At 69.8% G+C, this 18968-nt stretch carries 21 protein-coding genes; 3 read left to right on the forward strand and 18 right to left on the reverse strand.

Annotated elements, in window-relative coordinates:
• Positions 1–36 precede the first annotated feature (36 nt).
• Entirely contained in the window at positions 37–1014 is a 978-nt protein-coding gene (locus R8F63_09775; protein ID MDW3218887.1) for an MOSC domain-containing protein, read from the forward strand.
• 9 nt (positions 1015–1023) lie between these two features.
• Here the strand turns inward: R8F63_09775 and R8F63_09780 are convergent, their stop codons facing one another.
• The 16 genes from R8F63_09780 to npdG are packed head-to-tail and all read right to left on the reverse strand — an operon-like array spanning position 1024 to position 14895.
• Positions 1024–1776, reverse strand: a complete 753-nt coding sequence (locus R8F63_09780; protein ID MDW3218888.1) for a YebC/PmpR family DNA-binding transcriptional regulator — start codon at positions 1774–1776, stop codon at positions 1024–1026.
• The gene (locus tag R8F63_09785; GenBank protein ID MDW3218889.1) at positions 1773–2393 is read right to left on the reverse strand and encodes a hypothetical protein; all 621 of its coding nucleotides are present in this window, start codon (positions 2391–2393) and stop codon (positions 1773–1775) included. The genes R8F63_09780 and R8F63_09785 overlap by 4 nt, the downstream gene beginning before the upstream one ends.
• 4 nt (positions 2394–2397) lie before the next feature.
• Positions 2398–2985, reverse strand: coding sequence for a pyridoxal 5'-phosphate synthase glutaminase subunit PdxT (gene pdxT / locus R8F63_09790; GenBank protein ID MDW3218890.1), 588 nt, complete (start codon positions 2983–2985; stop codon positions 2398–2400).
• Between the two features lie 6 nt (positions 2986–2991).
• Positions 2992–3885 (reverse strand): pyridoxal 5'-phosphate synthase lyase subunit PdxS, encoded by an 894-nt coding sequence (pdxS, locus tag R8F63_09795; protein MDW3218891.1) that lies wholly within the window; start codon positions 3883–3885, stop codon positions 2992–2994.
• A gap of 55 nt (positions 3886–3940) precedes the next feature.
• The gene (locus R8F63_09800; GenBank protein ID MDW3218892.1) at positions 3941–5116 is read right to left on the reverse strand and encodes a DUF3048 domain-containing protein; all 1176 of its coding nucleotides are present in this window, start codon (positions 5114–5116) and stop codon (positions 3941–3943) included.
• Entirely contained in the window at positions 5116–5844 is a 729-nt protein-coding gene (locus tag R8F63_09805; GenBank protein ID MDW3218893.1) for a M48 family metalloprotease, read from the reverse strand. Before R8F63_09805 ends, R8F63_09800 begins: the two co-directional genes overlap by 1 nt.
• A gap of 19 nt (positions 5845–5863) precedes the next feature.
• Positions 5864–6418 (reverse strand): LemA family protein, encoded by a 555-nt coding sequence (locus tag R8F63_09810; GenBank protein ID MDW3218894.1) that lies wholly within the window; start codon positions 6416–6418, stop codon positions 5864–5866.
• Positions 6419–6462: 44 nt separating this feature from the next.
• A complete protein-coding gene (locus R8F63_09815) occupies positions 6463–7551 on the reverse strand; it encodes a glycosyltransferase family 4 protein (protein ID MDW3218895.1) in 1089 nt (362 codons plus the stop codon).
• Positions 7548–8459 (reverse strand): phosphatidylinositol mannoside acyltransferase, encoded by a 912-nt coding sequence (locus tag R8F63_09820; GenBank protein MDW3218896.1) that lies wholly within the window; start codon positions 8457–8459, stop codon positions 7548–7550. The genes R8F63_09815 and R8F63_09820 overlap by 4 nt, the downstream gene beginning before the upstream one ends.
• A 3-nt stretch (positions 8460–8462) precedes the next feature.
• A complete protein-coding gene (locus R8F63_09825) occupies positions 8463–9158 on the reverse strand; it encodes a CDP-alcohol phosphatidyltransferase family protein (protein MDW3218897.1) in 696 nt (231 codons plus the stop codon).
• A 53-nt stretch (positions 9159–9211) separates the two neighbouring features.
• Entirely contained in the window at positions 9212–9772 is a 561-nt protein-coding gene (locus R8F63_09830) for a hypothetical protein (GenBank protein ID MDW3218898.1), read from the reverse strand.
• A 5-nt stretch (positions 9773–9777) separates the two neighbouring features.
• Complete coding sequence (locus tag R8F63_09835; GenBank protein MDW3218899.1) at positions 9778–10296, reverse strand: HIT domain-containing protein; 519 nt, start codon at positions 10294–10296, stop codon at positions 9778–9780.
• Between the two features lie 8 nt (positions 10297–10304).
• The gene (gene thrS, locus R8F63_09840) at positions 10305–12287 is read right to left on the reverse strand and encodes a threonine--tRNA ligase (protein ID MDW3218900.1); all 1983 of its coding nucleotides are present in this window, start codon (positions 12285–12287) and stop codon (positions 10305–10307) included.
• Between the two features lie 44 nt (positions 12288–12331).
• Positions 12332–13087, reverse strand: coding sequence for a lysophospholipid acyltransferase family protein (locus R8F63_09845; protein MDW3218901.1), 756 nt, complete (start codon positions 13085–13087; stop codon positions 12332–12334).
• A gap of 10 nt (positions 13088–13097) precedes the next feature.
• Positions 13098–14216 carry a cysteine--tRNA ligase gene (locus R8F63_09850; protein MDW3218902.1) on the reverse strand — a complete coding sequence of 373 codons (1119 nt, stop codon included), beginning with the start codon at positions 14214–14216 and terminating at the stop codon, positions 13098–13100.
• A 13-nt stretch (positions 14217–14229) separates the two neighbouring features.
• Positions 14230–14895, reverse strand: coding sequence for an NADPH-dependent F420 reductase (gene npdG / locus R8F63_09855; protein ID MDW3218903.1), 666 nt, complete (start codon positions 14893–14895; stop codon positions 14230–14232).
• A gap of 76 nt (positions 14896–14971) precedes the next feature.
• Here npdG and fabI point away from each other — a divergent pair, with 76 nt between their 5' ends.
• Both fabI and R8F63_09865 read left to right on the forward strand, forming a co-directional pair.
• Positions 14972–15739 carry an enoyl-ACP reductase FabI gene (gene fabI, locus R8F63_09860; protein MDW3218904.1) on the forward strand — a complete coding sequence of 256 codons (768 nt, stop codon included), beginning with the start codon at positions 14972–14974 and terminating at the stop codon, positions 15737–15739.
• 22 nt (positions 15740–15761) lie between these two features.
• Positions 15762–16565, forward strand: a complete 804-nt coding sequence (locus R8F63_09865) for a sugar nucleotide-binding protein (GenBank protein MDW3218905.1) — start codon at positions 15762–15764, stop codon at positions 16563–16565.
• 28 nt (positions 16566–16593) lie between these two features.
• Here R8F63_09865 and R8F63_09870 read toward each other — a convergent pair whose 3' ends face one another.
• Both R8F63_09870 and R8F63_09875 read right to left on the reverse strand, forming a co-directional pair.
• Positions 16594–17643, reverse strand: coding sequence for a hemolysin family protein (locus R8F63_09870; protein ID MDW3218906.1), 1050 nt, complete (start codon positions 17641–17643; stop codon positions 16594–16596).
• Positions 17640–18968: a hemolysin family protein gene (locus R8F63_09875; protein ID MDW3218907.1), complete on the reverse strand. Its 1329-nt coding sequence runs from the start codon at positions 18966–18968 to the stop codon at positions 17640–17642. Before R8F63_09875 ends, R8F63_09870 begins: the two co-directional genes overlap by 4 nt.

Here is an 18968-nt window from a genome sequence, read left to right on the forward strand (position 1 = left end):
TGACATGCTCGCGTTCGGACGACTGCGAGGCGATCGATGACCACTCCCGAGACATGTGACCAGTGCGGGTTCGACGCCGCCGAATGGAACGACCTCGACACCCGGCGCACGCTCGGCTGCGCCGACGCGCTCTTCGCGGTCTGGACCGACGGCATGTCGGACGCCGACCGCAATCGCCGGCCGGCCGACGACACGTGGTCCGTGCTCGAGTATCACGACCACAACCGCAGGACGCTGTTCGGGCTCCGCGCCCTCTGTGAGGTCGCGCTGGAGACACCGGGCACGGACATCGGCCCCGACATCGAGCCGTCGCCCCCCGGGCCCGCCCGCGAACTCGATGCCGACGAGGTCGCGTCCGCCTTCGCCGAGGAGGCCCGCACCTTCGCGTCCCGCCTCGCCGAGCTCACCGACGAGCAGATGCGGCACCACATCGTGATCGGCGGCAACGAGCGCACCGTCGGGTGGGCCTCCCGCCACGCGGTCCACGACCTGTGGCACCACCTGGTCGACATCGCGGCGATCCGGCGCACCCTCGGCGACGCGGTGCCCGCCGGGTCCGGCACCGTCGCCCGGATCAACGCCTCGGGCGGCGGCGTGCCGAAGACGCCGGTGGACGAGGCCGCGATCGATCGACGGGGCGTGGTCGGCGACACGCAGGCCGCCCGCCAGCACCACGGCCGACCCTGGCAGGCGCTGTGTCTCTGGTCGACCGAGGTCATCGATGCGCTGGCCGACGAAGGTCACCCCATCGATCCGGGGTCGGCCGGCGAGAACATCACGATCAGCGGTCTCGAGTGGTCGACGCTGCGCCCCGGCGCCGTGCTCGGGATCGGCGACATCCGCTGCCGCATCAGCGCCTACGCGGTTCCCTGCGCGAAGAACGCCCGATGGTTCGTGGACGGCGACTTCAACCGCATCCTCCACGACCGCCACCCCGGCTGGGGTCGGCTCTACGCGTCCGTGCTCGAAGGCGGCACCGTGCGCCCGGGCGACACCGTCCGCGTCATCGGCTGATCACGCGGGTCAGCCCGCCTGGGCGGCCTCGAGCACCTCGTCGGGGGCGTCCATGTTGCCGTGGACGTCCTGCACGTCGTCGAGGTCGTCGAGCAGCTCCATCAACTGGAGGAGCTTCTTCACGTCGCCGACCTCGGTCATCTCGACGGTGCTGCTCGGCAGCATGACGATGTCGGCCGACTCGACCGTGATCTCGGCGCCGTCGAGGGCTTCTCGCACCGTGTTGAGATCCGTCGGCGCGGTGGTGACCCGCCACATCTCGCCCTCGTCGACGATGTCCTCCGCGCCGGCGTCGAGCGCCGCGAGCATGACGTCGTCCTCCGCCACCGAGGTGGGCACGAGGATGACGCCCTTGCGCTCGAACTGCCACGACACGGCGCCGGGCTCGGCCAGCGAACCGCCGTTCTTGGACAGGGTGGAGCGCACATCGCCGGACGTGCGGTTGCGGTTGTCGGTGAGGCACTCGATCAGCAGCGCGACACCGCCGGGCGCGTAGCCCTCGTAGGTGATGCTCTCGTAGTTGACGCCCTCGAGCTCGCCGGTGCCCCGCTTGACCGCCCGCTCGATCGTGTCCAGCGGCACCGAGTTGTCGCGGGCCTTCTGGAACATCGTGCGCAGCGTCGGGTTCGAGTCCGGGTCGCCGCCCCCGGTGCGAGCTGCGACCTCGACCTGCTTGATGAGCTTCGCGAAGAGCTTGCCCCGCTTGGCGTCAGCGGCGCCCTTCTTGTGCTTGATCGTCGCCCACTTGGAATGACCACTCATGCTGAGGAATGTACCCCCGGTTGCGCCCGTCGGAAGGTGTTGACGTAGTCGATTCGGAGCTGGTCGTGCCACGCCCACGATCGGAACGCGTCGCTCGCGTCCCCGCCGAGCCGCTCCGCCACGAGCGGCGTCATCGACAGGAAGGCCGCTTCGGGATCGTCGGTGTGCATCTCGTAGAAGTGCAGGAACGTCGGTGCCCCCTCGGAGACACCTCGGTACGGCGTGATCATCCGAAAGCCGGGCACGGCCGCCTCGGCGATGTGGCGGATGTGCACGTAGTCGGCCCAGTCCCGCAGCGCCTGCGCGGCCTCTGCACCCGGGTCCTTCGCGCTGATGAGGACGAGCTGCAGTCCGGTGGTCGGCTCGTCGGTGAGCGATCCCTGACCCGGTCGCGCCGTGCGGGCGAAGCGATGATGGGTCACGCCGTCGATCGCCGGCCCGGCAGCGGTCCCCTCGATCACGCCGAGCGTGTCGAACTCCGGGAGCCGCCGGGGCAGATCCGCACGGTCGCGATGGCAGTTCGTGAACACCGCGGCGTCGGGTCGCTGCGCGCCATAGTCGTCGACCGAGAGATCCGACATCTCCAGCGTGAGCTCGACGGGCTGGCGACCTTCCATCGGTTCAGACTTGCAGAGCGGCGGACGCCAGCCAACGTCGATGGATGCGGTCGTCGTCGGAGAGCTCGGGATGAAACGCCGCCGCCAGCACGTTGCCGCGGGCGCACAGCACCGGATCACCGTCGACGGTGGCGAGCACCTCCACGCTGTCCCCGACCCGCTCGACCTTCGGGGCGCGGATGAAGACGGCATGGAACGGCTCGTCGAGCCCGGCGACGTCGATGTCGGCCTCGAAGGAGTCGATCTGGCGTCCGTAGCCGTTGCGGGTGACGGAGAGATCGAGCACACCGAGCGCGTGCTGGTCGTCGCGGCCGTCCCGGATGTCGGCGGACAGCAGGATCATCCCGGCGCACGTGCCGAACACCGGAAGGCCGTCGTCGATCCGGGCCCGCAGCGGTTCGAGCATCGCCGACCGCTCGAGCAGCATCGACATGGTCGTCGACTCGCCACCCGGGACGACCAGGCCGTCGACCGCCGCGAGCTGCTCGGCGGTGCGGACCTCCTGGGTCGCGCACCCGAGCGCGGCGAAGATCTCGGCGTGGACGGCGAAGGCGCCCTGGAGGGCGAGGACGCCGATGGTCGGGGCGGACAAGCCCCGCTACCAGCCGCGTTCGGCCAGCTTCGTCTCGAGCGAGGCGATCTCGAGACCCTTCATCGCGTCGCCGAGGCCGGTCGACACCTTCACCAGGATGTCCGGATCCCGGAAGTGGGTGGCCGCCTCGACGATCGCCGTGGCCATCTTGGCCGGTTCGTCGCTCTTGAAGATGCCGGAGCCGACGAAGACCGCCTGGGCGCCGAGCTGCATCACGAGCGACGCGTCGGCCGGAGTGGCGATGCCGCCGGCACAGAACATCGGGACGGGCAGCTCTCCCGTTTCGGCGATCTCCTGCACGAGGGGCAGCGGCGCCTGGAGCTGCTTGGCCCAGTCGAACAGCTCGGCCGAATCGGCCTGCCCGATCTTGCGGATGTCGCCCATGATCGAACGGAGGTGACGCACGGCCTCCACGACGTTGCCGGTGCCGGCCTCGCCCTTGGAGCGGATCATGCAGGCACCCTCGCTGATGCGCCGCAGCGCCTCACCCAGGTTGGTCGCGCCGCACACGAACGGCACGGTGAAGGCCCACTTGTCGATGTGGTGCGCCTCGTCGGCCGGGGTCAGCACCTCGGACTCGTCGATGTAGTCGACGCCGAGCGACTGGAGGATCTGTGCCTCGGCGAAGTGGCCGATGCGGGCCTTCGCCATCACCGGGATCGACACCGTCGCCTGGATGCCCTGGATCATCTCGGGATCGGACATGCGGGACACGCCGCCGTCACGACGGATGTCGGAGGGCACGCGTTCGAGCGCCATGACGGCCGTCGCTCCGGCGTCCTCGGCGATCTTCGCCTGCTCGGGATTGACGACGTCCATGATGACGCCGCCCTTCAGCATCTCGGCCAAGCCCCGCTTGACGAGCGGTGTGCCGGTCGTGCGGCCGCTGTTCTCAGTCATGGGGCCATCCTAGGTCCGTCTCCGGCCGACGGCTCCCTCGTTTCGAGGCGGCGGATCAGCCGGCCGCGGTCGACTCGGCGTACGCCTCGCGCGCCTCGGCGAGCATCGCCGACGCGTCGGCGCGGCTGAAGGTGGAGATGTCGCCCGTGGCGAAGCGGCTGTCGGCGTCGGCCACGAGGAGCACCCACGTGGGCCCGGGCGCGAGCGGGATCGGGTCACCGGAGACCGTGCGCAGATCCCAGATCGGATTGTCCGTCGTGCGGCTCCACGTGCCCTGGATCTCACGGCCCTGGGTGAAAACCTGGGCCGGCCCCATCCCGAAGCTCTCGGCTTCGGGGCTGGAGGGATCCGCCGGCGAGACGCCGTAGGTCACGCTCGCGAGCACGACGTTGGTCGGCGCGATCTCCACCTCGGTGCCACCCTGGCCGTCGTCGTCCGCGCCGTCGATGACGGTGTGGAGGGTGCCGTCCTGCACCCGCACCCAGGCTGCGAGATCCGCGTCCCACAGATGGACGGACTCGCGGCCGAAGGCCGGCGGGTACTTGACCGACACGCCGCCGATGGTCTGACCGAGCGTGCCGATCGAGCCGTAGACGAACTGGGGCGTCGGCGGGTTCTCACCTCGCACCTCGTTGTCCACCGTGGACAGCACGAGGTTGTACGGCGCAGCTCGGTCGGCGATGCGGTGGTAGTAGCTCTCGCGCCACACCCAGCCGACGTCCACGAGGTCACCGGCGTTCGACGCATTGCGCAGCGCCCCGAGCACCGTCGGGTTGCCGCCCGACGACGCGAACCCGGGCACGCCCAGGCCGTGGACGAGGTCGAAGTCGCTGGTGCGTCCGGAGCGGATCGGGCCCAGGATGTCCGGCAGTTGGCTGTGGAAGACGGCGGCGAAGCGGGTCTTGGCGTTCTCGACGAACTCTTCGTAGACGATGTCCGCCTCGTGGATCCCGAACTGGGGGCGACTGCTCTCGTTGTTGTTGCCGATCTTGACCAGGACCGCACCCGCTTCGGGGTCCGCCTCGCCGGCGGACAGTCCGGTCAACGGCATGACCGGCCCGACCGGCTCCGTGGTGGTCGTCGTGGAGGTCGTGCTGCTCGACGTCGTGGACGTGGTCGTGGTGCCGTCGGCATCCCCACCATCGTCACCACCGCACGAGGCGGCCAGCAGGGCGAGGACGAGCAGGACGAGCAGGGCGGCGGCTCGGCGGCCGCGTCGTGTGGAGGACATCAGAGTTCCCGGAGAGTGTCGATGCGCTCGGTCAACAACGGCTGGACGACGCCGTGTGAGCCGCGCGGGCCGATGAGCCAGAGGTGTCGCGACGCCGCCTTGTCGGGGACGCCGTCGGCGTTTGCCGCCTTCTCGAACGCGCCGGCGAGGGCCGGCGGGTAGCGGGTGAGCCGCACGCCCTCGATGTCGACCATCGCGAGGCGGCGGTCGTCGAGCAGACGACTGCGGAGACGGTCGGCGAACGGACCGTAGAACGGTGCCACGGACGCCAGCACGGTCGCCGCGTGGATCCCGTTGCCGAACATGACGAGCTCACGAGCCACGACCGCCTGGAGCTCGAGGCGGTCGAGCTGGCGCAGCGCACCGGTGGTGACGACGAGTCGCGTGTCGTTCGCGTTACCGGCGACCGCGGCATCCGGAGCCCGCGACTCGACGAGATACAGCTGCGGTTCGCTGATGCCGTGGCTGGCGCAGATGCTCTCCACGAGGCTCTCGAGCCGGGGCTCGGAGCCGGGGATCAGCGGCTGGGCACCGAGCGAACGCAGCGCCGCTTCCGGGGCGCGTCGCTCGAACCACCAGATAAGGGCGACGGCGATCGCGACACCGACGACGAGGCCGATGAGCAACGAGAGGGGCGGATCGAGCACCGCGGCGACGACGATCGCGACGACGAGCGCGGGAACGATCGCCGGCGCGAGCAACAGGAGGCGAGGCGCGACAGTGGGCATGGTGCAGGCTCCGGAACGGTCAGAACTCGACGGAGACGTTGCCCCGCTCTTCGCCCTCGGTCTCGAAGTACTCCCGCTCGTTGAAGCGCAGCGCGCCGGCCAGCAGCACGGCCGGGAACGTCTGGATCGCGGTGTTGTACTTGAGGACGGAGTCGTTGTAGTGCTGACGGGCGAAGGCGATGCGGCCCTCGGTCGAGGTCAGCTCCTCCTGGAGCTCGAGGAAGTTCGTGTTGGCCTTGAGGTCCGGGTAGGCCTCGCTCAGCGCGAAGAGCCGGTTGAGCGCGCCGGTGAGCATGTTCTCGCTCTCGGCGGCCTCGACCGGGCCGCTCGCGGCCGTGGCCGCGTTGCGGGCCTCGATGACCGCTTCGAGGGTCTCCCGCTCGTGCGAGGCGTAGCCCTTCACGGTCTCGACCAGGTTCGGGATGAGGTCCCAGCGCCGCTTGAGCTGGACGTCGATCTGCGCCCAGGCGTTCTCGATGCGGTTCCGGAACTTGACGAGGTTGTTGTAGAGCCGGATCACGTAGAAGACCAGCAGCAACACCACGACGAGAATGACGATCAGTGCAATGACCATGGATGGCATCGTAGCCCTGCGAACGCGCCGTTCGGCCGCGCTGATCAGCGGCGGCGGGCGACGGTGTGCAGGATCCGCTCGTAGCGGACGAGGTAGAGGTCCGCCAGCGCCGCCATGGAGAACTCCTCGGCCCGTTCGCGACCCGAGGTCACCAGCGCATCACGACGGCGCTCGTCTCGCATCACCTCCCGCAGACTGCGGGCGAGCGCGGCGGCGTCGCCGGCGGGGAAGAGCAGCGCATCGCTGCCCTGCCGGGCCGCGTTCGCGTAGCCGGGGATGTCACTCGCGACCACCGGCGTCCGCGCCGCCATGCCCTCGAGGAGCACGATGCCAAACGATTCGCCGTGCAACGACGGTGCGCAGAAGACATCGGCGCCCTTGATGCGCGAGATCTTCTCGGATTCGCTGATCGCGCCGAGCCACACCAGACGCGGATCGCCGGCGTACGCGGCCCGCAGCGCCTCGGTCTCCGGACCCTCGCCGGCGATCCAGATCCGAACGTCGGGCGGCAACAGCGCCGCGGCCTCGAGCAGCACCCGCAGCCCCTTGCGCTCCTCGTGACGACCGACGAAGAACACGGTCGGCCCGTCGGTCGGGTGGGCGTCGCTCTCGTCGTAGCGGCGGACCTCGACGGCGTTGAAGGTCAGGTCATAGTCGCCACCGAGATAGGTGCGTGCCATCGTGCGGGCGTCCTCGGACACCGCCACCTTGTCGTCGAGACGGGCGGCGAGGTAGCGCACGACGTTCGGCATGAGTTCGTAGCTCAGGGACTTGCCCGCCATGTGGAACGTGCCGAGCAGCGGGGCGGGTTTCGTCAGCAGGGTCGTGGTGGTCGGCCCCGGCGCGAGCGGTTCGTGGAGATGGATCACGTCGAACGCCTCGTCGCGCATCGCCCGGATGGTGCGGAGCTGGGCGGACGGGTCCGGCGCGACGGGGGCGACCGAGCCGTTGCTCGACGCCGGGAGGCTGAGACCGAGGGGCGTGACGCCGGCGTCGGGTGGCGGGCCGTCACACGGCGCGAGCACCCGGACGTCGTGGCCCTTGCGCCGCAGGGCCCGGGCGAGGGCGAGCACCTGGTTCTGGACCCCGCCCGGCAGGGTCAGGCTGTAGGGACACACCATGCCGACCCTCATGCCAGCCCCTCGAAGTGGGGCGGCAACGGCTCACCGATCGCGGCGTAGTCGCTGGGCCAGTTCGGCTGGAGCATGTGCCACTGCTCGGGCGCGGCCGAGATGAGCGACTCGAACGCCGTCGCCAGGTCCTGGGTGACGCGGGCGATGTCCTCGCGCAGCTTGCCCCGTCGTTCGGTGTCGAGCGCCGGCAGGACGTGACCCCACCGGCTGCCGTCCTTCCAGTAGACCGCCGTCGGCAACAGGGGCGACCCGGTGCGCAGGGCCAGTGTGGCCGGGCCGGCGGGCAGCGTGGTGCGCTCGCCGAAGAAGTCCACGGGGATGCCGTTGCCCTGGAGATCGCGGTCCGCCAGCAGGCAGAGGACCTCGCCCCGGTTGAGCGCTCCGACGCTGGCCTTTCCGGCCTCCGGACCGAGGGGCACGATGTTCATGCCGAGCGACTCGCGATAGCTGACGAACCACTCGAACAGTTCCGGCGGCTCCAGCGGCTCCACGATCGCCGTCACCTTGTACTTCGGCACGAGGGCGAGCCAGAACGCCGCCCACTCCCAGGTGCCGAGATGGGGAAGGGCGAGGATCGGGCCCTGCCCGTTGGCGCAGGCCTCCTCGACCTGGCCGAACCCCTCGTAGCCGAACTCCCGGTCGATCTTCTCCGCCGAGTGATCGGGGAGGCGGAAGCTCTCGTGGTAGTAGCGGGCGTACCACTCGAACACCTCGGCGACCTTGCGCCGCTTCTCCACCGCGCTGAGCTTGCGGCCGTAGACCCGTTCGAGATTGCGAGCGACCACCCGTCGCCGTTCGGGCGACGCCGCCGCTCCGGCGCCGATCAGGCGGGCCGCGGTGGTGCCGACGGAGGCCGGGAGTCGACGGGCCAGAAGCGACCCCGCCTTGTAGGCGGAGGCGGACGGCACGGATCAGCCGTCGCGCAGGGAGCGACGCTCACGCATGCGCTGACGCCACTGCGACTCCGTGGTCGCACGTTGACGGGCCCGGGGCTGGCGGCGCTGCTGGCGAACCGGAAGCGGTCGATCCACGGAGGCTTGCTTCCAGACCTTCACGAACCGCTGGATCGCGGTGATCGCGGTGAGAACGAACATCACCCACAGGATCGGGATCAGCAGCTCGGAGAACAGCAGGGCGAGGGCGAGCACGATGATGCGCTCGGCCCGTTCCATGATCCCGCCCTTGGCGTCGTAGCCGAGCGACTCGGCCTTCGCCCGCTGGTACGAGATGAACATCGCGAGGCCCATGATCGCGACGGGCAGCATCATGATGCGGCCCGGCTCCGTGCTCGCCAGATGCCAGGCGACACCGCCGAAGAGCAGGCCGTCGGTCAGGCGATCCGAGACCGAGTCGAAGTAGGCGCCGCGCTGCGAACCGGTGCCGGAGGCCCGGGCCACCGCGCCGTCGAGGGCGTCGGGGATACCCGTGAGCAGGAGAAACAGGAACCCGAGCCGGGTGTAGCCGGCACCGATCGTGATGGCTGCGATCGAGGCCATGAGGATGCCGATGACCGTGATGACGTCGGCTGTGATGCCGGTGCGGCGCAGGCTGTGACCAATGGGCGTGAGGCCCTTGTCGACCGTCGTGCGCCAATTTCCGTCGAACATGAGAACTCCTGGGGGGACGGCCCAAGGGTAGCAGCGTGCCCCGCGGGGTCGGTTCAGCCCTCGACGTCGCTCTCGGCCGACGAAGCCGGGCCGGTCTGGTATGCGGACCAGTCCTCGGGGTTGTGCTCGGTGAAGTGGTCGATGATCTCACCGTCGATGCCGTCGACGAGCACGAGACCCCGGTGCTCGGGAGACGGCTCGTTGGAGTAGAGCAGGATGCGCCACGTCGGCCGGCTGCGGAACCCGCGCCAGCCGAGTTGGGCCGACGCATGGCCGACCGGGAAGCCGACCTGACGGGTCGCCGCGCCGAGCGCCTGCTCCTCGTCGAAGGAGAGATCCCATCCGCCCTGCAGGTGGTAGAGGCCGATGACGATCAGGGCGATGCCGGCGACGGTCACCCCACCGTTGACGAGCACGGCACCCTCGCCGGCCATCGCGACGACCACGACACAGCCGATCCCGATCAGGATGTAGAGCACCCCGGGGATGCGGCGGCGGCTGTTGTTCGGGAACAGGTACGGCGTCGCGATCGCCGTCGTGTCGAGGTCCGCGGGGAGTTCGTCGCGGACGTCCTCGGCGCGGACCGGCTCGTCGGAGATCATGTCGTCGGACACGTCGCTCAGGGTACGGGCCAGGCGTCGCGGATACGCCGCCAGGAATCGATCAGCGCCTCCGGCAGCACCCGGGTGTTGGCGACCGCGGTCATGAAGTTCGTGTCGCCCTCCCAGCGGGGAAGCACGTGGACGTGGAGGTGGTCGGGGAAGCCGGCGCCGGCCCCCTTCCCGAGGTTCGCCCCGATGTTCAACCCCATCGGCTCGTACGCGGCGGTGATCGCCTCGCTCGCGAGCCGCACGCCCTGCCAGAGCTCGGCGTGCTCGTCGTCGGTGAGGTCGGCGAGCATCGGCACACCCCGGTTCGGGAGCACCATGACGTGACCGGAGGTGTAGGGATACGCGTTGAGCAGCGCGAAGCAGTGCTCCCCCCGCCAGACGATGAAGGTCTCCTCGTCGGGCTGCGGGCTGGCGAGGATCGCCTCGAAGAGCGTCGACCCCTCCGGAACGGCCACGTTGCGCACCTCCGAACCGGGCTCGCCTTCGATGTAGGCCATGCGCCAGCCGGACCAGAGGTGTTCGACCATCCGTCGCCTCAGACCTTCTTGTCCACCTCGGTGGCGAGGCGGGCGATGAAGTCATCCACGGTGACGTCGCGCTCCGGCTTGTCCTCGCCCCGCTTGTTGACACCGACGGTGTCGGCCGCCACGTCGTCGTCGCCGACGACCAGGACGTAGGGGATCTTCTCGACCTTCCCGTTGCGCACCCGCTTGCCGAGCGGCTCGACGGCACCGACGACGTCGACCCGGAAACCGGCGGCGCGCAGACGCGACGCCACGGCGTCGGCGTGGTCGTCGTGCACCTCGGCCACCGGCAGGATGCGGACCTGGGTCGGCGCGAGCCACGCCGGGAACGCGCCGGCGTAGTGCTCGATGAGCACGCCGAAGAAGCGCTCGATCGACCCCATCAGCGCGCGATGGATCATGACCGGCCGCTTGCGGGTGCCGTCCGACGCCACGTACTCGAGGTCGAACCGCTCCGGCAGGTTGAAGTCGAGTTGGATGGTCGACAGCTGCCAGGAACGGCCGATCGCGTCCTTCACGTCGACGTCGATCTTCGGCCCGTAGAACGCGCCGCCGCCCTCGTCGACCACATAGTCGTGGTCTCCCTGCTCGAGTGCCGCCCGCAGTCCGTCGGTCGCGAGCTCCCAGATCTCGTCGTCGCCCACCGACTTCTCCACCGGGCGGGTCGAGAGCTTCATCTGGAACTCGTCGAAACCGAACGCCCGCAGCACGCTGAGCACGAACTGGAGGGTCGAGTCGACCTCCTCGGCGAAGCCTTCGCGGGTGGTGAAGATGTGGCTGTCGTCCTGGGTGAACCCGCGACTGCGCAGCAGGCCGTGAACCGCACCCGAGAGCTCGTAGCGGTAGACCGCGCCGAGTTCGAACATCCGCAGCGGCAGCTCCCGATAGCTGCGCTGTCGCGAGCGGTAGATCATCACGTGGAACGGGCAGTTCATCGGCTTCGGGTAGTACGTCGCACCGTCCATCTCCATGGGCGGATACATGCCGTCGGCGTAGAAGTCGAGGTGGCCCGAGGTCTCCCAGAGCACCGACTTCGCGATGTGGGGCGACACGACGAACTCGTAGCCGCCGTGCTCGTGACGGTCGCGGCTGTAGTCCTCCATGATCTTGCGGATGAGCGCACCCTTGGGGTGCCACACCGCGAGGCCCGGACCGAGCTCCTCGGGCCAGCTGACGAGATCGAGCTCCTGGGCGAGGCGGCGGTGATCGCGCTTCTCGGCCTCGGCCAGCATCTGGAGGTGGGTCTTCAGCGCCTTCTTGGAGTCCCACGCGGTGCCGTAGATCCGCTGGAGCATCGGACGCGAGACGTCGCCACGCCAGTAGGCGCCGGCGACGGACTGGAGCTTGAAATGGGCGAGCCGTGCGGTGCTCGGCACGTGGGGCCCGGTGCACATGTCTCGGAAGGTGCCGGGGGCGGTGATGTCGCCGTTGGCGTAGTAGCTGATCGAGTCGCCGCTGACCTCGCCCGCGTCCTCACCGGTGACGGCGCCGTCGCGGACCCGTTCGATGATCTCGGCCTTGAAGGGCTCCTCGGCGAAGAACCCGACGGCCTCGTCGAGGCTGAGTTCGTGACGGACGAAGGGCTGATCGGCTTCGACGATCTCGCGCATGCGGGACTCGATGCGTTCGAGATCGTCCTCGGACAGGGTCTGGCCGTCCGGCAACTCGACGTCGTAGTAGAAGCCGTGCTCGATCGGCGGGCCGATCGCGAGTTGGGTGCCGGGATGGAGGTCGACGATCGCCTGCGCCATCACGTGCGCGGTCGAGTGGCGCAGGGTGTGCAGCCCGCTGTCCGATGCCGGCGTGACGATCTCCACCACCGCGCCGTCCGTGAGCACGACATCGAGATCGTGCTCCGTGCCGTCGACGACCGCGATGAGCGCGTCTCGGGCGAGGCCGGGCCCGATGTCGGCTGCGAGGTCGGCGGCGGTGGCACCGGCCGGGAGTTCGCGAGCTGACCCATCGGGAAGGTTGATGGAGATGACGTCGGACATACGCCGCGAAGGTTACCGGGCTGTCCGGCCGGGCCCGTGGGAATTCAGACGGCGGCGGCGCGCAGCACGTCGGCCGACGAGCGTCGCTCGGGCATCTCCGGATCCACGGTGACCTGGAGTGTCTCGGTGGCGGTCTGGGTGCCCTTGGTCGCGTACTCGTTCACATAGTCCTGGCCGGTGAGGGCGCGGATCTCGAACATCACCTCGTCGGTGATCTGCCGCAGGCGCATGCGGGTGTCGGACACCGACTCGCTCGAGGCCGGGTAAATCGGCTTGCCGAAGCGGATCTCGACGGGGCGGAACGGACGGGGCATCGGCACGTCCGGCGGTTGGATGGCGCGGCTGCCGAGGATGCCGACCGGCACGATCGGCGCGCCCGTGCGCAGGGAGAGCCGTGCGGCACCGGTGTGACCCTTGTGGAGATAGCCCGTTCGCGACCGCGTCCCCTCCGGATAGATGCCGAAGAACTCGCCGGCCTCGAGCAGACCGGCCGCGGTGTCGAGGGCGCGGGTGGACGCGTCGCCGCCGCTGCGATCGATCGGGATCATGCCGAGCGCCGGGAAGAGCCGCCGGGTCTTCCAGTCGTCCAGATACTCCGCCTTGCCCACGAAGCAGATCGGTCGGGGAAGGACCGCCGGCAGGAAGAAGGAGTCGATCACCGACGTGTGGTTCGGCGTGAAAATCGCCGGGCCGGTGGCCGGGATGTGCTCCAGACCCGAGGTACGGATCCTCCAGAGTGAGGCGAAGAGCGGACGACAGACGGTGAGGACGGCTCGCTGCATCGCTCGGTGGTCCGACATCAGGCGCCCATCATGACAGATCCACGCCGAGAAGGGCGGCGGCATCGCCGACCCCTTCACCGGCATTCGCGGCGTCGTCCACCACCGCGAGCGCGGCCGGTACGTCGAGGTCGTCGTCGAGGTGGGCCCGCACCTCCTCGAGCGCTCCGGACCCGGGTCCGGCCGCACGCCAGCGGTCCAGTCGCGCCACCGCATCGTCGATCAGTTGATCGCTCCACTGCCAGGGACGCCGGTAGTGATGCGCACCGAGCGCCAACCGGATCGCCATCGGGTCGAAGCGATCACGCAGGTCGTGCACGAACACGAGATTGCCGGTCGACTTCGACATCTTCCGGCCGTCGAGGTGCACCATCGACTGGTGCATCCAGTGCCGCACGAACGGCTCCCCCGTCGCCGCCTCGCTCTGGGCCCGCACACACTCGTGGTGCGGGTAGAGGAGGTCGACGCCGCCGCCGTGCAGGTCGATCGTGGGACCGAGCTCGCGCAGCGCGAGAGCCGAACACTCGACGTGCCAGCCGGGCCGGCCGGGACCCCATCGCGACTCCCAGGCCGGTTCGCCCTCGTCCGAGGGTCGCCACATGATGAAGTCGAGCGGATCCCGCTTGTTCGGGTCGCTCGGGTTCTCCCGCCACTCGACGGCCAGCTGCTGCATCCGATCGCGTCCGAGCCCACCGAGCGAACCGAAGTCCTCGGCCGCCACGGTGTCGAAGTAGACGGTGCCGCCCACGACGTAGCCGAGGCCGCGGTCGAGGATCGACTCGATCACCCCCCGGATGTCGGGGATCGCGCCCGTGGCCCGCGGGGCCGACCACGGTTCGATGGTGTTCAGCGCGGCCATGTCCTCGTCGAAGCGGGCCGTCTCGCCGAAGGCGAGGTCGAGATAGTGGACCCCGCGCCGGGCGGCCGCCGCGAGGATGTCGTCGTCGACGTCGGTGATGTTGCGGACGCAGCGGGTCTCGTGGCCGAGGTCCCGCAGACGGCGCTGCAAGACGTCGTAGGTGACATAAGTGGCGGCGTGCCCGAGATGGGTGGCGTCGTAGGGGGTGATGCCACACACGTACATCGTGACGATCGGGCCCGGTTCGAACGGGACGATCCGGCCGAGATGCGTGTCGTAGAGCTGCATCATCGGACCGAGCGGGTCAGTCGACGTCGTCGTCGATGCCGATCAGCTTCAGCGCGACCCGGGTCTTGTAGCGCACGTTCAGCTGGAGCAGAACGGCGGTGAACGCCTCGATGGCGGTGGCGTTCGAGAGCTCGCCGGCATCGAGCGGTCGCATCCCCGGGATCTCGCCGACCAGGTCGCTGACGGTCACGGTCGCCTTCTGGTGATCCGAGCAGATCAGGATGTCGGACACGACCGGCTCGTCCAGCTGGGCGAGTTCCTTGGCGGGCACATGGTGGAACGCCGCGGCCACATAGCTGTCCGGCAGTTCGGCCTGGACGCTGCCGGACACGGACCCGCGGGGCGGCACGAGCGGCTGAAACTCGCGACCCACCTTCGACAGCGCGTTGCTCATGCAGACGACGACCTTGCCGCGGAGCCTCGTCCGCACGGAGTGAGCCGTCTCGGTCGCCGCGTTCCACGGGGTGGCGATCACGACGAGCTCGCCGTTCGCGGCACCCTGGTTGTCGGAGCTGTCGATCGCCAACGTCCGGTCCGGCCACTTGTCGATGATGGTGTCGCGCACCTCCAAAGCCCGGTACTTGGAGCGCGAGCCGATGGTGATCTCGTGGCCGACGGAAGCGAGTCGGGCGGCCAGAGCCATGCCCGCTGGACCGGTGGCGCCGAGGAGACCGATGTGCATGGTGAACGAGGCTACGGTGCGTCTCTGTCGACGGCGACTCGGCCGACGACCAGGGACGACACCCGGAGGAACCCGCGTGGGGCTGCTGGACGGCAAGAAGATCCTGATCACCGGCGTGCTGACCGACGCCAGTCTCGCGTTCGGCGTCGCCCGGATCGCCCAGGAACAGGGCGCCGAGATCGCGCTCACCGGGGCCGGCCGGGGCCTGCGGCTCACCGAGCGCACCGCCCGCAAGCTGCCTCAGCCCTGCGAGGTCCACGAGCTCGACGTCACCGAGCCGGCCCAGGTCGAGGCGCTGCGCGACACGCTCTCGAACACCTGGGGACGGGTCGACGGGGCGCTGCACTCCATCGGCTTCGCGCCCGAGGCGATCCTGGGTGACGACTTCATGGGCGGCACCTGGGACGACGTGAAGGTCGCCCTCGAGATCTCGGCCTACTCGCTGAAGGTGGTGGCCGAGGCCACCGCGCCGCTCATGACGAAGGGCGGTTCCATCGTCGGGCTCACCTTCGACGCCACCGTCGCCTGGCCGGCCTACAACTGGATGGGCGTGGCCAAGGCCGCGTTGGAATCGACCAACCGGTATCTCGCGCGGGCGCTGGGTCCGCAGGGCATCCGCTGCAACCTCGTGGCCGCCGGGCCGATCCGCACGATCGCCGCGAAGTCGATCCCCGGCTTCGCCGCCTTCGAGGAGGTGTGGGACGAGAAGGCGCCGCTCGGGTGGGACGTCAACGACTCCACCGCCGTCGCCGAGAGCACGGTCGCGCTGCTGTCCGACTGGTTCCGGGGAACGACCGGTTCGATCATCCACGTGGACGGCGGCTATCACAGCATCGGCGCCTGACCGCGGCCGTCCCGCCCTCCTGATCGTCGGCGGCACCGGCCTGCTCGGGCGGGCACTCTGCCGCATCGCGCCGCCCTCCGCCGCCGCGACCCATTGCTCGTCGCCGCCCGTCGCCGGCGTGTCCACGTGGCACCACATCGACCTGCGCGACGGCGGCACGGACGGCGCCGCGCTGGTCGACGAGCTGCGCCCGGACACCGTGGTCAACGCGGCCTACGTCGCCTCCGGCCCCGACCTCGACGCCATCACCGCCCGGGCCCCCGGCGCGCTCGCGGCGGCCTGTGCCCGGGTCGGGGCGCGGTTCGTCCACGTGTCGACCGACGTGGTCTTCGACGGCACGACCGACCGCCCCTACCGCGAGGACGACCCGGTCTCGCCACCCCATGACTACGGCCGGGCGAAGGCCGACGCCGAGGCCGCGGTCGCCGACGCGGATCCCGGCGCGGTGATCGTGCGCACCAGCCTCCTCTACGGCGATACAGACGACCCCGGTCACCAGGCCGCGATGGTCACCGACCCGTCGATGCGGTTCTTCGACGACGAGTACCGCTGCCCGCTCGCGGTCACGTCACTCGCCCACGCGTGCCTCGAACTCGCCGAGCGCCGCGACATCGCGGGGCCGCTCCACGTCGCCGGCGCCGACATCGTTGACCGCCACGAGTTCGCCCGCCGTCTCGCCCCGCTCGTGGGGGTCGACGCGGCGGCTGTGGTCGGAGCGCCCGGCCCGGCGGACGGATCCCGGCCGCGGAACTGCCCGCTCGACACGAGCCGGGCCCGCTCGCTGCTCACCACTCCCCTGCCGGGCGTACGCGAGATCCTGCGCTGAGGGTCGAGTGGCGCCGAAAAGGGCCGGATCAGACCTCGGCGTCGGTCTCGTCGCGGATGTCGCCCACCAGCGCTTCGAGCGCGTCCTCGAGCGTGACGAGCCCGAGCAGGCGACCCTCCGTTGTCTGGACCAAGGCGACATGGCGGCGGACGCGCCGCATGGCCCGCATGAGGTCACGCACCGAGGTGTCGGGTCCGACGATGAGCATGCGCCGCATCATCTCCAGCGGCACCTGATCGTCACGGGCGTCGGGACCGAGCCGCAGCAGGTCCTTGGAGTGGACGAACCCGATGATGTCGTCCGGCCCGCCGCCCTCGATCGGGATGCGGCTGTGGCCCGTCTCGGCCACCCGTCGCTCGATCTCGGCCACGGGCGTCGGACGGGGCACGGAGTGCATCTCCGCCCGCGGCACCATGATCGACCCTGCGGTGCGGGCCCGGAAGTCGAGCGCGCCGGAGAGGAGCTCGCGTTCGAGCTGCTCGATCTTCCCCTGTTCGAGCGCGCCGGCGAGCAGTGTGTGGAACTCGTTGACGGTGAGCGCGGTGTTGAGTTCGTCGACCGGCTCGTAGCCGAACAGGCGGACGATGCCGTTCGAGATGAGGTTGAGGAACCAGACCACCGGCTTGAACAGCGCGACATAGGCACCGTGCAGCGGCGCCAGGACCCGCGCCACCTTTTCCGGATTCGCGATGGCCAGGTTCTTCGGCACCATCTCCCCGACGACCATGTGGAGCACCACCACGATGCTCAACGCGATCAGGAACGAGATGGTGTGCAGGACGCTGCTCGACAGGTGCACGAAGGACTCGATCGCGGATTCGAGGAGGGTCGCGATCGCCGGTTCCGCGACATAACCGAGTCCGAGCGACGCCATGGTGATGCCCAACTGGGCACCGGCGAGCTGCGGCTGGAGGTCGCGAACCGCGTCGAGGGCGGCCTCCGCTCGCGGGTCGTCGCCCGACAGCGTCATCGGCTCGAGTCGCGAGACCCGCGAGGCGAGCAGGGCGAACTCGATCGCGACGAAGAACCCGTTGGCGACCAGGAGGAGCACCGCGGCGATGAGGAAGCCGGTGGTCATGATGGTGTCTCCGACGGTGTCTCCGGCGGCGGCGTCTCCGGCGGCGCCACGACGCGGACCGAGGCGATGCGCAGCCGCTCCATGGCCACCACTTCGAGCCGCCACCCGTCGACCGTGCACATGTCGCCCGGGGTCGGGATCTCGCCGAGCTGATCCAGCACCAGGCCGGCGAGCGTCTCGTACTCACCCGGCGGCATGTCGAACCCCGTCAGGTCACGGACCTCGTCGGGATGCAGGGAAGCCGGGATGACGGTGGAGCCCTTCGCCTCGACCCGCGTGAGCGACGTCGAGATGATGTCGTGCTCGTCGTCGATCTCGCCGACCAACTCCTCGAGCACGTCTTCGAGCGTGATGATGCCCGCCGTGCCGCCGTGCTCGTCGACCACCACGGCCAACTGTTGCCCGCCCTCGCGCAGGTCGACCAGGAGTTCGTCGAGGTCGCGGGCCTCCGGTACGGCGAGCACCGGCGCCATCAGGTCGATGACGTGGGTCGTGGACCGCTCGCTCACCGGCACGCCGTGGACCGACTTCACGTGCACGACGCCGACGAGATCGTCCAGACCGTCGGCCATCACGGGGAACCGGGAGTGGCCGCTGGACACCGCGAGCTCGACCAGATCGTCGACCGTCGCCTCGTCGTCGACCGCCACGACCCGCACGCGCGGCACCATCGCGTCGTCCGCCGACTTGTCGGCGAGCCGGATGGATCGGGTGAGGAGGTCGACCTCCGCCGGATCGAGCATCCCTTCCTCGCCCGAGCTGCGGATCATGTGTTCGAGCTCTTCGAGGTTCGGGATCGCCTCGAGCTCCTCGGCGGGCTCGACCCCCAGCCGACGCGTCAGGCGAGCCGCCATGCCGTCGAGCACCACGATCACCGGCCCGGCGAGGATGCCGTAGACCGCGGTCGGACGGGAGAGGGCGAACGACGATTCGAGGGGCCGACTGGTGGCGAGGGACTTCGGCACCAGCTCGCCGAACACCATCTGCACGACCGTGGCGATCAGCAGCGCGAGGGCGATCGAGACCCCGCGGGGCACGTCGCCGAAAACGCTCTCCAGCCCCGGTTCGATCGCCGCCGCGACGGCCGGTTCGGCCAGGAACCCGAGGAGCAGGGACGTGACGGTGATGCCGAGCTGGGCGCCCGACAGGTGGTACGAGATGCGGTCGAGCAGCCCCTGCACACGACGGGCGGCGCTGCTGCCCTGTGCGGCGCGTTCGTCGACACGGGTTCGATCGACGGCCACCAGCGCGAACTCGGCGGCGACGAAGGCTGCGTTGGCCGCGACCAGGGCGACGGCGGCCAGGAGCCGTAGGGCGATGTCGAT

The sequence above is a fragment of the Acidimicrobiales bacterium genome (genome assembly GCA_033344915.1).
Lineage (GTDB): Bacteria > Actinomycetota > Acidimicrobiia > Acidimicrobiales > Aldehydirespiratoraceae > JAJRXC01.

Bases quoted from the DNA above. Each gene is read 5' to 3' on its own strand.
- R8F63_09775 (MDW3218887.1), top strand. From the start codon at position 37: ATGACCACTCCCGAGACATGTGACCAGTGCGGGTTCGACGCCGCCGAA.
- R8F63_09780 (MDW3218888.1), bottom strand. From the start codon at position 1,776: ATGAGTGGTCATTCCAAGTGGGCGACGATCAAGCACAAGAAGGGCGCC.
- R8F63_09785 (MDW3218889.1), bottom strand. From the start codon at position 2,393: ATGGAAGGTCGCCAGCCCGTCGAGCTCACGCTGGAGATGTCGGATCTC.
- pdxS (MDW3218891.1), bottom strand. From the start codon at position 3,885: ATGACTGAGAACAGCGGCCGCACGACCGGCACACCGCTCGTCAAGCGG.
- R8F63_09800 (MDW3218892.1), bottom strand. From the start codon at position 5,116: ATGTCCTCCACACGACGCGGCCGCCGAGCCGCCGCCCTGCTCGTCCTG.
- R8F63_09805 (MDW3218893.1), bottom strand. From the start codon at position 5,844: ATGCCCACTGTCGCGCCTCGCCTCCTGTTGCTCGCGCCGGCGATCGTT.
- R8F63_09810 (MDW3218894.1), bottom strand. From the start codon at position 6,418: ATGGTCATTGCACTGATCGTCATTCTCGTCGTGGTGTTGCTGCTGGTC.
- R8F63_09815 (MDW3218895.1), bottom strand. From the start codon at position 7,551: ATGAGGGTCGGCATGGTGTGTCCCTACAGCCTGACCCTGCCGGGCGGG.
- R8F63_09825 (MDW3218897.1), bottom strand. From the start codon at position 9,158: ATGTTCGACGGAAATTGGCGCACGACGGTCGACAAGGGCCTCACGCCC.
- R8F63_09835 (MDW3218899.1), bottom strand. From the start codon at position 10,296: ATGGTCGAACACCTCTGGTCCGGCTGGCGCATGGCCTACATCGAAGGC.
- thrS (MDW3218900.1), bottom strand. From the start codon at position 12,287: ATGTCCGACGTCATCTCCATCAACCTTCCCGATGGGTCAGCTCGCGAA.
- R8F63_09845 (MDW3218901.1), bottom strand. From the start codon at position 13,087: ATGTCGGACCACCGAGCGATGCAGCGAGCCGTCCTCACCGTCTGTCGT.
- R8F63_09850 (MDW3218902.1), bottom strand. From the start codon at position 14,216: ATGATGCAGCTCTACGACACGCATCTCGGCCGGATCGTCCCGTTCGAA.
- npdG (MDW3218903.1), bottom strand. From the start codon at position 14,895: ATGCACATCGGTCTCCTCGGCGCCACCGGTCCAGCGGGCATGGCTCTG.
- R8F63_09870 (MDW3218906.1), bottom strand. From the start codon at position 17,643: ATGACCACCGGCTTCCTCATCGCCGCGGTGCTCCTCCTGGTCGCCAAC.